The organism is Mesorhizobium sp. B2-5-13, assembly GCF_006440535.1.
Classification (GTDB): Bacteria; Pseudomonadota; Alphaproteobacteria; order Rhizobiales; family Rhizobiaceae; genus Mesorhizobium; species Mesorhizobium salmacidum.
In genome coordinates this window covers 435,591-449,767 of record NZ_VFUI01000002.1, presented here as the reverse complement: position 1 = coordinate 449,767, position 14,177 = coordinate 435,591, and the positions used below count along the sequence as shown (strand labels likewise).

Below are 14,177 nucleotides of genomic sequence, written 5' to 3'. Positions count from 1 at the left end.
TATTTTATTCGCGAAGCCCAGCCTGCCTCAGCAACGGCAGCACGTGGTCGCAAAAATAGGGCAATTCCCTGGTGTAGTTGACGAAGGATAGCGCAATGCCCTGATAGCCGTGCGCGGCAATGGCGGCCATCTCGGCGGCAATCGTCTGCGGCGTTCCAACCAGCGGATAGGTGCCGGCGCCGCCGGCGAAACGCTGGCGATAGCGCTCATAGGCATGCGGGTCGTGCGATTGCGAGAATTCCTTCTTGCCGGCCATATGCGCATCGACCGCCTCTTGGTCAGCCAGATCGACTGCATAGCGTGTGTAGTAGGCCTGCGCCTCTTCCATGGTCGGGCGGCAGACGACATGGGCCACGGTGTAGACGCCGACCTCCCGGCCAACCTTGTCGGCCCGTTCGCCGATGTCGGCGACATGCTTGCCGGCATCGCCCATCTCGGAAAAGGTCGTGAACAGATAATCGCATCTGGCGGCGGCGAAATCGCGGCCCGGGCCGCCGAAAGCGGCGTTCATGGTCACCGGGCGCGGAACCTGCAGGCTGGCCGGCCGGCTGACCGCCTCCTTGAGGTGATAATAGGTCCCTTCATAGTCGAGCGGCTCCGCCGATGCGTAGAGCTTCTCCAGAATCTCGATCCATTCGGCCGCCTGGTCGTAACCCTTCTCGACCAGCGGGGTTCCGAACATGCCGAATTCCTTCGGGTTCCAGCCGCAGACGATGTTGAGGCCGGCACGGCCCTGGCTGATGTGGTCGACCGTCGCCAGCGCCTTGGCGGCATAGAGCGGGTGCACCAGCGGCACATGCACGGTCATGAACAGGCCGATGCGGTCGGTGGCCATGCTGAGCGCCGCCGCCCAGGTGAAGGTCTCGAACGACCGCTCGCGCACCTTGTTGCGGCCGCCAAAGCCGCGCCAGCGGGCGATCGGCAGCAGGAACTCCAGCCCGGCGCGGTCGGCGATCTGTGCTGCGGTCAGATTGTCCTGCCAGCTAGCCGTCCAGCGTTCCGGCACGTCCGATATGGCAAGGCCGCCATCGGCGTTGGTCGAGAAGACGCCAAGCTTCAGTTTGTTGGAGCCGTGCAACGGATGTGCTTTGTTCATGTCGCGACCTCCCGGCGAAGATCGCACGCTACGGCTCCGCGAAAATATTTCAAGCATGAAATAGCTTCGCCTGGCACTGGTTTGCCGATATGAATTTGGCGGGATGAGAAAAGGGATAGGCATGAGCGAGTTCCGCCAGAAATGCATCGGCAAGAGCAGTCTCGTCGGCTCCTTCGCCGCCATTCCTCACCCCGTCGCAGTCGAGGTGATGGCGTTGTCCGGCCTCGACTTCCTCTGCATTGACTGGGAGCATGCCCAAATCTCGCGCGACATGATCGAGAGCATGGTGCGCGCCGCCGATGTGCATCGCGTGCCGGCGATGGTGCGCGTTCCCGGCCATGCGCCCGAAGCCATCCAGGCGGCATTGGACAGCGGCGCGCAAGGTGTGCTGGTGCCACGCGTCTCGACACCGGCACAGGCGGCAATGGCGGTGAAAGCGTCGCGCTATCCGCCACGAGGCGAGCGCGGTGTCGGACCCGGCCGCGCGGCCGGCTATGGTTATCGCATTCCCGAATACCTGGCTGGCGCCAATGAGCGGACCGTCGTCGCGATCCAGGTCGAAACGGTCGAAGGATTGGCCAACATCGACGCGATCGCCGCGGTGGAGGGCGTCGACGTGGTCTTCGTCGGACCCGGCGATCTCTCCGTGTCGATCGATGTGATCGGACCGAAGGGCGCCGAGAAGCTCGCGGATGCGATCCGCAGGATCATTGGCGTGACGATCGCGCACGACAAGACCTCCGGCATATTTTGCGCCAGCTCACAGACCGTCGGCCAATGGGCAGCCGTCGGCGCCAGCTTTTTCGTGCTGGCCAGCGACACGATGTTTCTCGGTGCGGGCGCCGCGGCCAATCATGCCGCCGCCCGGGCCGAACTGGCGCGGGAAGACCCGCGCTAGCGCCTAGCCGAGCAGCAGCCGAGCAACTTTTTTAAGCTTAAAACTTTTGCCTTGAAAAGCGCGGCACTTTGGATAAGCATTCAAGATCAATGGCGGCCGTAGGGCTGGAGGGTTTCCGGGCAATTCGTCATTCTGCTCCGGGTAGGAGGGGTTTCAATCCTTGTCGTTTGTGCTGCCCCAGTCATCGTCCAGCGCGCGCTACGCTTGCGATGCGTGCGCCCAGGAACCCGCACACCGAAACCATCGCCAACCTTGCCGCGCGCGTGAACACGCATGCGATCGCGACCAGATCGCGTCCGCGCTCGAGCGCGTGGTCGCCACCATGAATTGACGCCCCGCTGGGAGGCGGGACGGCAACAAACCGTGCGGGGCAGCCCGCCCGATCAACAACCAGAGGGAACACCCCAGAGGGACCACCAATGAAGCTCAACCGTCGCAATCTCATCCTTTTCGCCGCGGCAATCGGCATCGCCGCCGGACCGGCAACCGCCTATGCCGCCGATGTGCTCAATGTCGGCGCCTACCCGACCAACCCGCCCTTCGAATACAAGAACGAGAGCGGCACGTTCGAGGGTTTTGAGGTCGACATCGTCAACGAGGCGGCCAAGCGCGCCGGCATGGCCACCGACATCGCCGATCTCGGCTTCCAGGCGCTGTTCGCCGCGACCACCTCCAAGCGCATCGACGTCGCCATCTCCTCGATCACGATCACGCCGGAGCGGCTGAAGTCGCAGTCGTTCACCCAGCCCTACTATGATTCCGACATGGGTATCGCCACCAAGACCGACAGCGCGGTCAACACCGAGGCGGACCTCAAGGGCAAGATCGTCGGCGTGCTCTCGGGCTCGACCGGCGAGACCTGGGTCAAGGCGCATCAGGAAGCCGACGGCTTCAGCGATGTGAAGGGCTATGACACGCAGCAGAACCTTTTGCTCGACCTCAGCGCCGGCCGTGTCGACGCCGCCGTCAGCGACATTCCCGGCATGGAATATTCCTTCACCAAGATGAAGGACCTGAAGGTCAAGCAGCGCATCAAGACCGGCGAGCAGTACGGCCTGATGATGACCAAGGATCATCCGTTGCTCGGCAAGCTCAACGACGCGCTGACGGCGATGAAGAAGGACGGCACGCTGGCCGCGATCCACAAGAAGTGGTTCGGCAGCGACGCCCCCGCCGATTCCTCGACCGTCAAGGAAATGCCGCTGCCCAAGGCGTGAGCGCCGGCCGACAGGACGAAAGGCGTGCCGGCTACAAAGGGGTCGGCACGTCCCGTTTTCACGCATAGCCTTCCCGGGACCAGCATCCGTTCGGCAAAGCCGATCTTGATATTCCGGGTCGGGCCCTGGCGTCAGATGACGCAACACCGTTCGGGAATGCCCTGATGTCGCTGATCGACACTTTCTTCAACGCCGACGTCATCGCGTCGAGCCTGCCGGCGCTGCTGCGCGGCTTCCTGAACACGCTGCTGCTCGGCCTGCTCAGCATCGGCATCGGCATTCCCATCGGCCTGGTGATCAGCCTTTTGCGGCTCTATGCGCCGAAACCGCTGCGCTGGCTGGCGGTCGGCTACACCGACGTCTTTCGCGCCTTGCCGGTTCTCGTCGTGCTGATCCTGATCTACTATGCGCTGCCTTTCCTCGGCATTCGCCTGTCGTCCTGGGCGTCGGCGGTGACCGCGTTCGCCATCATCATGTCGGCCTATTCGGCCGAAGTGTTCCGGTCCGGCATAGAGAGCATTCCGCGCGGTCAGTTCGAAGCGTCGCAGGCGCTTGGCCTGCCGTTCCTTTTGACCTTGCGCAAGGTGGTGCTGCCGCAGGCGGTGCGCGTCGTCATCCCGCCGATGACCAGCAACTGCGTCTCGATGTTCAAGGACACTTCGCTGGCATCCACGGTGGCCCTGCCGGAACTGCTGAAGGAAGCGACCAACGCACAGTCGCTCTACGCCAATCCCTCGCCGCTGATCGGCGCGGCCCTTGTCTACCTCATCTTCCTTTGGCCGATGGTTCGTCTCGTCAGCCTCCTTGAAGCCCGCTTCAAGGACGAGAAGGCCCGCTAGAGCGGTTCAGTGTTTGTTGGAATCCCCGAACCGCTCCAACTCTTTGTTTTCACGCAATTCCGGACGGAAAACCGCTACGCACTTTTCCTGGAATTGCTCTAGCCACTCACCACAAGCACTTCGCAGGAGATATTCTTGAGCAATCCCCAGGCCACCGGCGGCTTCCCCGTCGACACCATCCGCGCCATGTTTCCTGCCCTGCAGCGAGCCGGCGATTTCATTTTCATGGACAATGCCGCCGGCGCGCAGATCCCGCAGAGCGTGCTCGACGCGGTGACCAACCACCTGGTCTCGCACAATGTCCAGCGCGGCGGCCGCTATGGCCGCAGCGTCACCGTCGACCAGTCGGTCGCCGACGCTCGGACAAGCGTCGCCTTGCTGATCAATGCCTACAGCCCGGCGGAAATCTGCTTCGGCATGAACGCCACCTCCTTCATCCGTCTGGTCAGCCTCGGCATCGGCCAGATGCTGCAAGAGCGCGATGAGATCGTCATCACCGACATGGACCATGATGCCAACATCGCCACCTGGCTGGTGCTGGAATCTGCGGGCGCCAAGTTCAAGTGGTGGCGCATGCGCGAGGACGGAAATCTGCATGTCGACGATTTGCGTCCGCTGGTCTCCGACCGCACCCGTCTTGTCGCCTGCACGGTCACCGCACACTCGATCGGTTCGATCGTGGACGTCGCATCCGTCGCGAAAGTCGCGCATGCCGCCGGCGGCGAAGTGTTTCTCGACTGCGTGCATTACGGACCGCACGGACTGATCGACGTGCAAGCCTGGGACTGCGACTATCTCGTCTGCTCCGGCTACAAGAACTTTTCGCCGCATATGGGCTTCCTGTGGGGCCGCTTCGAAACGCTGAAACGCTTGCCGACCTTCCGCGAGGATTTCATTCCGGACGAGCCGCCCTACAAGGTTGAGGCCGGCACCTTCATCTATGAGAACGTGTCGGGCATGGATGCCGCCGTACAGTATCTGGAACTGATCGGCCGCAATCTCGCGCCCTCCAACAACCGCTCGCGGCGCGAGAACATCGTCGCCGGCATGGGCGCCATCCGCGACTATGAGCTGGTGCTGGCGAGCGAGATGATGGGCGTGCTGAAGGGTTGCGGCGCGACCATCTACGGCGTTGCCGACGAAGCCCGCATCAACGAGCGCGTGCCGACCTTCTGCTTCAACATCGGCAAGCTGTCGCCACAGCGGATCGTCGAGGAAATGGCCGAGATGCAGATCGGCATCCGCGATGGCCACATGTACGCACCGCGGCTGATGAAGCGGCTCAACCTGTCGATGGACAGCGGCGCCATCCGCGCCTCGCTGGTGCACTACAACACGGTCGAGGAGATCCACAAGTTCGGCGAGGCTTTGCGAGGCATCATCGCCAAGCTGTCGTGATCGGCGTCCTGTCAAGGAACGCGCAAAAAGCGACTATTCGTTTCGGGACGACGGGAACGGGGCCGGTAGCGGACAGTCGGCTTTTTGGCGTCCGAGGAACAATAGCGGACCTTCAGCCCGGGCGGGCCCAAGTCTGAAGCTGACCCATTGCTGACTTGCGCCTGCCGCAAGATGGACGGCAGCTTTGCGCCGCAGCCATTCATCGCGCGACAGGTCTTCTCCACACCAGGCGATCAGGCCGATCGGGGAAGGTCTGCCTTGAAGTTGCAACTACCGTCGGCTGAGCTTCAGCGGCCGCGACCGAACGCGGGGGGCAATGCCTATTTCGCGGGATCGGAGTTCCAGATGTCGCGATAGATTTGCCATTTGCCGTCCGGTGCCTTCTTCCAAACCACCATAGCCTTGCCGACGCCGTCCACGGGTTTGGAGTCTTTGCCCGGCATCTTGTACGAAAAAGCGCTTGTTTCAAACGCGAAATCTCCGACTTCTTGCACCTCAACCGTGGTGAGCTTGAGGTCGGAAACGCCGTACTCAATCGCTCCCTGCCAAATCTTTTGAATGTTCTCTCGCCCGTCGACTCGCTTCATATCCGGCGGCAATGCTGATGCATCCTCGGTGTAAAGCGATGCAACGCCCGCCGCATCCTTGCTGTTGATCGATTTCATGAACTTGGCATTGCTGGCTTCAATGCCGTCTTTGGCCGACTGGGCATTGGCTGGTTCGAGAGACAGTGCGGTGATGGCGACGACCAGCATGCAATACTTGAATGTCATTTCATCCTCCTTGCTGGATGTTTTAATGCCCCCAAGAGGGTTAGTTCAGGCGGGTACCGCCACTTTCACTCCTCGGGCAGCCCGGCCTTGCGCAGAGCGTCAACGGCGAATTGCAAGACCGGATGTTCTTCCTTGATCCACTTGATGGAAAGCTTTGGGTTCAGTTTGCGAGCTTCAACTAGAGGAGGCTTCGCCTCCTCGATTTCGCCCTTGAGCGCATGCCCAGCGGCAAGATTGAGATACGCGTAGAACGTCCGGAAGTTGCTATCGATCGCCTTATTGGAGTCCTCTATCGCCGCGTCGAATTGCCCGAGACCAAGTTCGTTCCCGGCCAGTATGCCGTACCAATTGCCTAGGAAGGGGTCATGTGGGCTCAGGCGAATAGCTTGTTGAATATGAGCTTTGCCCTGCTCGAACTGACGCGCAAATTCGTTGGCGAGGGCCCGGTTGGCATGGAGAGGAGCGCTGTTCGGGTCAATCGCAAGCCCCGCGTCAAAGACCCTGAGGGCATCGCCAGGGTGTGATAAAATTGTCAAGTAGCTTCCCTTTACAATATAAGCGCTAGTGTTATTTTGGTCGAGAGCTATAGCCCGATCAGTGTTGCCAAGTATCTTGGCATTATAGTCAATGTCATGACTTTTCCAGCCAAACCAGCAATCAACAACGTACGTCCACGCTTCTAGCGCAAGCGCATCGCTATTATCAGGATCGACCTTGAGCGCCTTCTCAGACCAAGCCCGTACTTCCATATTTCTATCTTTGGTATATGGAGGGTCAATGAGTTTAGAGCCCCGCATGACGAAGTCGATCGCGTCGGGGTTCTTGACTCTTTGGGCCTTCTCCGCCTCAGCGCTGATTAGCTCTCCCCGCAATGGATTGGCGACTCGGGCGACAACTTCGTCCTGCAGCTTAAAGAGATCAACCAAGTCTTCCTCGAAACGGTCCGCCCAAAGATGCGCGCCGGATTCGGCGTCTATGAGTTGGGCGTTGACCCTGACGCGATTCTGGTCGCGCTGCACCGAGCCTTCGAGCACGTAGCGGACGCCGAGTTCCTTGCCGATTTCCTTGGCGTCGACGTTCTTGCCCTTGTAGGTGGAGGCGGTCGCGCGCGCGATGACGAAACTGCCTTTGACCCTCTGCGAGAGATCAGTAGTGAGGTTCTCGGTCACGCCGTCGGCAAAATAATCCTGGTTCGGGTCGCCGGAGAGATTGGCGAATGGCAAGACCACAATCGACAGGTGCGCGGCCGGTTTCACGCCACGGCCGCCGAAGATATACCAGCCACCAGCTGCGGCTAGGAGGAGAAGGGCGACGGTGGCTGCACCGATCGGGCGGGAGAGCCAGCGTGGCTTGGCCATCACCGACTTCGCCTGATCTGTCGGCTTCGTCGCTGGCGCAGGTTTGGCTTGCGCCGGCTTGCCCACTTCGAGCGAATAGGCCCTGACCGGTTCCGTGATGTTCTTCAGTCGGGTCGGGCCGAGATCGGTGACCACGACGTCGAGCCGCCCCTTCACTTGGCGGTAGGCGTCCTCTGACAGACAGATCGAGCCCGGCGCAGCCACGCCCTGCAACCGAGCGGCAATGTTTATGCCATCGCCCATCAGGTCGCCGTCGCTCTCCTCGACAACGTCGCCCAGATGAACTCCTATCCGGAAGACGATGCGGCGATCCTCGGGCACGCCGGCGTTGCGCTCGACCATGGCGTTCTGAACTTCGATGGCGCAGCGCACGGCGTCGACGACGCTGCGGAACTCGACGATCGCGCCGTCGCCGGTGCGTTTAACGACGCGACCGTGATGGACTGCAATTGTGGGATCGATCAGATCGCTTCGCAGGCTTCGTAGCCGCGCCAGGATGCGATCTTCGTCGACGCCGGCAAGCCGGCTATAGCCGACCACATCCGAGCAAAGGATCGCCGCCAGTTTTCGCGTCTCGCTCATAGCGCGAGCTCCCAAACAACCAGACTAGCACAAATTCGCGACCAGAGTAGCCGTATTCAGCTAACGTAGGGCGACCAGGCATTGCTGACCGGCTTCCGATAGCTGCCACTCGACCCTTCGAATGCGAATGTCCGCTCTGTCAAAATGAGTGTTCTCCTTCCGGCCCAATCAAGACCTTGGACGTGTCAACCCGAAGCGTCAGGAGTTGGCGCAACCGCGACCAGAGTGGTCGCCTGCGACCGTCAGCTTCAGGAAACGGCAATGCTGATCTATACGGCCGAGATGAGGGCGCAAAGCGGTCGTCCATGTCATGGCAAGCCGTCTTTGAGTAAAACCCGGTCGTTCAGAGCAGTTGGGCTTTGACTCTAGGCGGCCTTCTTCGCCAACCGCGCTTTAATGCTGGCGACGTCGGCGCGTGGCGTCGCGGCGAACAGCGTCCTGGTGTAGCCGTGCTTGGGGTCGGCGAAGACCTCGTCGCGCGAGCCGTATTCGACGGCCTCGCCGAAATACATCACCATCACGTCGTCGGCGATATAGCGCACCACCGAAAGGTCGTGGCTGATGAAGACATAGGTCAGCTGGAATTCATCCTGCAGGTCGGCGAGCAGGTTGAGCACCTGCGCCTGCACCGACAGGTCGAGTGCGGAGACCGGCTCGTCCAGCACCAGCAGGCTCGGGTTCAGCATCAGCGCACGGGCAATGGCGATGCGCTGGCGCTGGCCGCCCGAAAACATGTGCGGATAGCGGTTGTAGTGCTCGTGACCGAGGCCGACCTTCTTCAGCATCTTCATGGCGAGGTCGCGCCGTTCGGCGGCCGGCTTGTCGGTGTTGATCAGCAGCGGCTCGCCCAGCACGTCGCCGATCTTCTGGCGCGGATTGAGCGATCCGTAAGGGTTCTGGAAGACGATCTGCACCTTGCGGCGCATCTCCTTCGTCAATCCGCCCTTGGCGATGTCGACCTTGTTGCCGTCGATGAACAATTCGCCTGACGTCGCGGGATCGATCAAGGTGATGATGCGGGCGAGCGTGGACTTGCCACAGCCGCTTTCGCCGACGATGGCCAGCGTCTTGCCCTTGTCCACCGTGAACGAGACGCCCTTGACCGCATGCACGGTGCGCGGTCCGGTGAACAGGCCGCCGCCGATATGGTAGTCGCGAACAATGTTCTTGCCTTCGAGGACCGTGGTGCTCATGCGGAGGCTCCCGCTGCCGAGGGGGCAGGCTCGAACAGCATGTCGGAAACGGTCGGCAGCCGGTCGCCGACGGCGTTTTCCGGCAACGCCGACAGCAGCGCGCGGGTGTAATTGCTCTTCGGCGATTCAAAAAGCGACAGCACGTCGGCCTCTTCCATCTTGCGGCCCTTGTACTGGACGATGACGCGGTCGGCGGTCTCGGCCACCACGCCCATATTGTGGGTGATCATGATCAGGCCCATGCCGTATTTGGCCTGCAGCGAGACGAGCAGATCGAGGATCTGCTTCTGGATGGTGACGTCGAGCGCGGTCGTCGGCTCGTCCGCGATCAAAAGCTTCGGATTGCAGGCAATGGCGATGGCGATCATGACGCGCTGGCACTGGCCGCCCGACATCTGGTGCGGAAACGAGCTAAGCCGTTCTTCCGGATCGGCAATGCCGACCAGCTTCATCAGCTCGATGGCGCGGGCCCGGCGCTGGGCGCGATCCATGCCCATGTGGAAGCGCAGCACTTCCTCGATCTGGAAGCCGACCGTGAAGCACGGGTTGAGGCTGGCGATCGGTTCCTGGAAGATCATCGAGATCTCCTTGCCGACAATCTTGCGGCGTTCGGACGGGCTGAGCTTCAACAGGTCGACGCCGTCGAAGGCCATGCGGTCGGCCTTGACGGTCGCGGTGTTTGGCAACAGCCCCATGACCGCCAGCATCGACACCGACTTGCCGGAGCCGGACTCGCCGACGATGGCCAGCACCTCGCGCGGCTCGACCGAAAGATCGATACCTTGCACGGCCATGAACGGTCCGGCGGCGGTGTCGAAGGAAACGGTAAGATTCTTGATCTCAAGCAGGGACATGCTCACGACCTTTTCAGCTTGGGGTCGAGGGCGTCGCGCAGGCCGTCGCCGATCAGGTTAATGGCAAAGACGGTGATCAGGATGGCAAGGCCGGGGAAGGTCACCACCCACCATGCGCGCAGAATGAACTCGCGCGCTTCGGCAAGCATGGTGCCCCATTCCGGCGTCGGCGGCTGCGCGCCCATGCCGAGGAAGCCGAGGGCTGCCGCCTCGAGGATGGCGTTGGAGAAGGACAGCGTCGCCTGCACGATCAGCGGGGCGATACAGTTGGGCAGGATGGTGACCAGCATCAGCCTGAGATGGCTGGCGCCAGCGACCTTGGCCGAGACGACATATTCGCGGGTCTTCTCCGCCATTACAGCGGCGCGGGTCAGCCGGGCGAAGTGTGGCTGCAGCACGAAGGCGATGGCGATCATGGCGTTGACGAGGCCAGGGCCGAGCACCGCGACCAGCACCAGTGCCAGCAGCAGCGACGGGAAGGCCAGGATGATGTCCATGATGCGCATGATCAGCGTGTCGACCCAGCCACGGCAGTAACCGGCGAGCAGGCCGAGGATGACGCCGGAGATCAGCGCCGTGGTGACGACGACGAAGCCGATGGCGAGCGAGAAGCGCGAGCCATAGATCAGTCGCGAAAGCATATCGCGGCCGACGGCGTCGGTGCCGAGCAGGAACTGCGCGTTGCCGCCCGTCTGCCAGGCCGGCGGCGTCAGGAAGAAGTCGCGGAACTGATCGTCCGGCGAATGCGGGGCGAGCAGAGGCGCGAAGATGGCGATCAGGATCAGCAGGGCGAAGACGAAGAGACCGATCACCGCGCCCTTGTTGATCGAGAAATAGTGCCAGAATTCGCCGAACATCTGCAGCCGCGCGTCCTGCGGCTTGACGACGGTCGCGGCTTCGATGACGGCTGGGCCTTCATTGGTCATGTCAATTCGCCCGGATACGCGGGTTGATGACGGCATAGAGCACGTCGACGATAAGGTTCACCGACATGACGATCAGCGCGATCAAAAGCAACCCGCCCTGCACGGTGAAATAGTCGCGCTTGGAAATGGCGTCGATCATCCACTTGCCGATGCCCGGCCACGAAAAGATGCTCTCGGTCAGGATGGCGCCGGTGAGCAGCGTGCCGACCTGCAGGCCGATGGTGGTGACGACCGGGATCAGCGCATTGCGGAAGGCATGCAGACCGATGACACGGCGCGGCGCCAGGCCCTTGGCGCGCGCGGTGCGTACATAATCCTCGCCCAGCACTTCGAGCATGGCCGAGCGCGTCTGCCTGGCGATGACCGCCAGCGGAATGGTGCCGAGCACGACGGTGGGCAGAATGAGGTGCGACACCGCCGAGCGGAAGGCGCCCTTCTGGCCCGAGATGAGGGAATCGATGGTCATGAAGCCGGTCACCGGCTTGAAGAAGTAGAGAAGGTCGATGCGGCCCGAGACCGGTGTCCAGTGCAGCGTACCGGAGAAGACGATGATCAGCAGCAGGCCCCACCAGAAGATCGGCATGGAATAGCCGGCGAGCGCGGTGCCCATGGTCAGCTGGTCGAACCAGGAGCCGCGGCGGATTGCGGCGAAAATGCCGAAGGCGACACCGAAGATGATGGCGAAGATCATGGCGAAGATGGCGAGTTCGACAGTCGCCGGGAACCGCACGAGGAAATCCTTGAGCACCGGCGTCTTGGTGGAAAACGAGGTGCCGAAATCGCCACCGAGGATGTTGGCCAGATAGGTCAGATATTGTTGCCAGATCGGCAGGTCGAAACCGAACTGATGCATCAGCGCCGTGTGGCGTTCGGGCGACAGGCCACGTTCGCCCGCAAGCACCAGCACCGGATCACCGGGCAGGATGCGCACGAAGCCGAAAGCGAGGATGGTTATCCCGATGAAGGTCGGGATGATGAGGGCGAGCTTGCCGAGGATATAACGCAGCATGGCGGGCGAGGTGGGGCGGCGCCCTGTGGCGCCGTCCCGTTTCGCGAACCTTATTCGGCGATATCGACGCCGTCAAAGCGATGGATGCCGAGCGGATCCATCGCAAAGCCGGAGACTGTCTTCTGCATCGGCATGAACACCTTGGAGTGGGCGAGCGTCGCCCACGGTGCCTGCTCCTTGAAGATGACCTGTGCCTGTTCGTAGAGCTTGGTGCGCTCGGCCTGATCGGAAACCGTCTTGGCCTTGTTGATGAGCGCATCGAAGTCCTTGTTGCACCATTCCGCGCGGTTGTTAGAACCGACGGAAGCGCAGCTCAGGAGCACGCCGAGGAAGTTGTCCGGATCGCCATTGTCGCCGGTCCAGCCGACGATGACGGCGCCGTCGTGATCGACCGCCGAAGCGCGCTTGAGGTATTCACCCCAATCATAGCTGACGATGTTGACGGTGACGCCGACCTTGGCGAAGTCGGCCTGGATCAGCTCGGCGGTGCGGCGCGCGTTCGGCATGTACGGACGCGACACGGGCATGGCCCAGACGTTCATCTTGAGGTCCTTGACGCCGGCCTCTTCAAGCATCTTCTTGGCCGCGTCCGGATCGTACGGATCGTCCTTCACGTCCTTGTTGTAGGACCACATGGTCGGCGGGATCGGGTTGATCGCCACCTGGCCGGCGCCCTGGAACACGGCGTCTATGATGGCCTTCTTGTTGATGGCCATGTTGAGCGCCTTGCGGACGCGCACGTCGTCGAACGGCTTCTGCTGGGTGTTGTACATCAGCGCGCCGACGTTGAGGCCTTCCTGCTCCGCGACCGTCAGGTTCGGATCCGCCTGCAAGCCGGCGATGTCGGCCGGCGCCGGGTAGGACATGATGTTGCATTCGCCCGCCTTCAGCTTCTGCGCGCGCACCGCCGGATCGGTGGTGATGGCGAAGACCAGATCGTCGATCTTCTGCTTGCCGCCCCAATAATCCGGGTTGGCCTTGTAGCGGATGGCGGCGTCGGTCTGGTAGTCGACGAAGATGAACGGGCCGGTGCCGACCGGCTTCTGGTTGAACAATTCAGGCGTCTTGTCGGCCTGCAGCTTGTCGGCATATTCCTTCGAGACGATCGAGGCGAAATCCATGCCTAGCGTCGGAATGAAGGTGATCGCCGGCTCCTTGAGGGTGAACTTCACCGTGAGGTCGTCGACCTTCTCGACCTTGGTGATGTTGTCGCCGAACTGATCATTGTAATACTGATAGGCAATGCCCGGTATGTACTGGAACCAGGGGCCGTTCTTGTCGACCTGGCGCTGGAACGAGAACACCACGTCGTCGGCGTTCAGGTCGCGCGTCGGGGTGAAGTAGTCGGTGGGCGCGAACTTGACGCCCTTGCGCAGCTTGAAAGTATATTCCTTGCCGTCGTCGGAAATCGCCCAGCTGTCAGCAAGGCCGGGCGAGACCGAGGTCTTGCCGTGATCGAATTCGACGAGGCGGTTGAAGACGGTACGCGAGGACGCATCGAACGTCTGTCCCGCAGTGTACGGCGCCGGATCGAAACCTTCCGGCGACGCCTCCGCGCAATAGACCAGAGTTTTCGCGTTGGCCACGCCGCCCAGGACGCTTGCAGCCAGCAACGCGGCTGCAAAAGTCAATTTCTTCTTCATTGAGCACTCCCTGATGTTCTTCCAAGCCCCTCTATCAGGCTCGCGAAGCGCGCATATAAGCACCGTTTTTCCGGCTTTGGAACACCCCGTTTGCTTACCCCGCGGGAAGCAGGAAAAAAATCCGCGATTCAGCTAAATGGCAGAAAAAATTAGCAGTTTTTTCTATTCACGATATTATTAACGACCGCATTTTTTTATTGATCCGACGTCCGGCACCAAGGGTGCCGGACGCCGTCTTCATCCGGCCATCAATGCGGAAAAAATGCGGTTCCAAGTACAGCCGGCGGCAACGATTTCCGACGGCAAATCTTTCGGGGTCTTGCCGCAAGGGCAAGACTTGCACCGTCGCCGATAGAGGCAATACATAGGTGCACATGCTGCCGGCAGCGGA

Annotated in this window: 12 protein-coding genes; 4 read left to right on the top strand and 8 right to left on the bottom strand. The window is 61.5% G+C overall.

The features are described 5' to 3' along the window. Window positions 1-4: 4 nt before the first annotated feature. Window positions 5-1,096: an LLM class flavin-dependent oxidoreductase gene (locus tag FJ434_RS05400; protein WP_140746352.1), complete on the bottom strand. Its 1,092-nt coding sequence runs from the start codon at window positions 1,094-1,096 to the stop codon at window positions 5-7. Between the two features lie 121 nt (window positions 1,097-1,217). On the opposite strand from FJ434_RS05400, the gene FJ434_RS05395 reads away from it, so the two are divergent. The 4 genes from FJ434_RS05395 to FJ434_RS05380 all read left to right on the top strand — a co-directional run bounded on the left by FJ434_RS05395 (window position 1,218) and on the right by FJ434_RS05380 (window position 5,448). After that, on the top strand, window positions 1,218-1,994 hold the full coding sequence (locus tag FJ434_RS05395) for an HpcH/HpaI aldolase/citrate lyase family protein (protein WP_140746349.1): 777 nt from the start codon (window positions 1,218-1,220) through the stop codon (window positions 1,992-1,994). Between the two features lie 419 nt (window positions 1,995-2,413). Further along, complete coding sequence (locus tag FJ434_RS05390; RefSeq protein WP_140746346.1) at window positions 2,414-3,211, top strand: ABC transporter substrate-binding protein; 798 nt, start codon at window positions 2,414-2,416, stop codon at window positions 3,209-3,211. Between the two features lie 164 nt (window positions 3,212-3,375). Then, window positions 3,376-4,050, top strand: coding sequence for an amino acid ABC transporter permease (locus tag FJ434_RS05385; protein WP_027142133.1), 675 nt, complete (start codon window positions 3,376-3,378; stop codon window positions 4,048-4,050). 135 nt (window positions 4,051-4,185) lie between these two features. Further along, complete coding sequence (locus tag FJ434_RS05380) at window positions 4,186-5,448, top strand: cysteine desulfurase-like protein (protein WP_181165864.1); 1,263 nt, start codon at window positions 4,186-4,188, stop codon at window positions 5,446-5,448. Between the two features lie 320 nt (window positions 5,449-5,768). On the opposite strand, the gene FJ434_RS05375 is transcribed toward FJ434_RS05380, so the two are convergent. The 7 genes from FJ434_RS05375 to FJ434_RS05345 form a co-directional block, all read right to left on the bottom strand. Further along, window positions 5,769-6,221, bottom strand: a complete 453-nt coding sequence (locus tag FJ434_RS05375) for an SgcJ/EcaC family oxidoreductase (RefSeq protein WP_140746340.1) — start codon at window positions 6,219-6,221, stop codon at window positions 5,769-5,771. Window positions 6,222-6,286: 65 nt separating this feature from the next. Beyond that, window positions 6,287-8,161, bottom strand: a complete 1,875-nt coding sequence (locus FJ434_RS30070; RefSeq protein WP_246678263.1) for an adenylate/guanylate cyclase domain-containing protein — start codon at window positions 8,159-8,161, stop codon at window positions 6,287-6,289. A gap of 365 nt (window positions 8,162-8,526) precedes the next feature. After that, on the bottom strand, window positions 8,527-9,354 hold the full coding sequence (locus FJ434_RS05365) for a dipeptide ABC transporter ATP-binding protein (protein ID WP_140746336.1): 828 nt from the start codon (window positions 9,352-9,354) through the stop codon (window positions 8,527-8,529). Continuing rightward, window positions 9,351-10,208 (bottom strand): ABC transporter ATP-binding protein, encoded by an 858-nt coding sequence (locus tag FJ434_RS05360; RefSeq protein ID WP_140509235.1) that lies wholly within the window; start codon window positions 10,206-10,208, stop codon window positions 9,351-9,353. Before FJ434_RS05360 ends, FJ434_RS05365 begins: the two co-directional genes overlap by 4 nt. 2 nt (window positions 10,209-10,210) lie before the next feature. Continuing rightward, window positions 10,211-11,065, bottom strand: coding sequence for an ABC transporter permease subunit (locus FJ434_RS05355; RefSeq protein ID WP_246672893.1), 855 nt, complete (start codon window positions 11,063-11,065; stop codon window positions 10,211-10,213). Window positions 11,066-11,135: 70 nt separating this feature from the next. Next, entirely contained in the window at window positions 11,136-12,143 is a 1,008-nt protein-coding gene (locus FJ434_RS05350; protein ID WP_140746329.1) for an ABC transporter permease subunit, read from the bottom strand. A gap of 50 nt (window positions 12,144-12,193) precedes the next feature. Then, the gene (locus FJ434_RS05345; RefSeq protein ID WP_140509230.1) at window positions 12,194-13,786 is read right to left on the bottom strand and encodes an ABC transporter substrate-binding protein; all 1,593 of its coding nucleotides are present in this window, start codon (window positions 13,784-13,786) and stop codon (window positions 12,194-12,196) included. Window positions 13,787-14,177 lie beyond the last annotated feature (391 nt).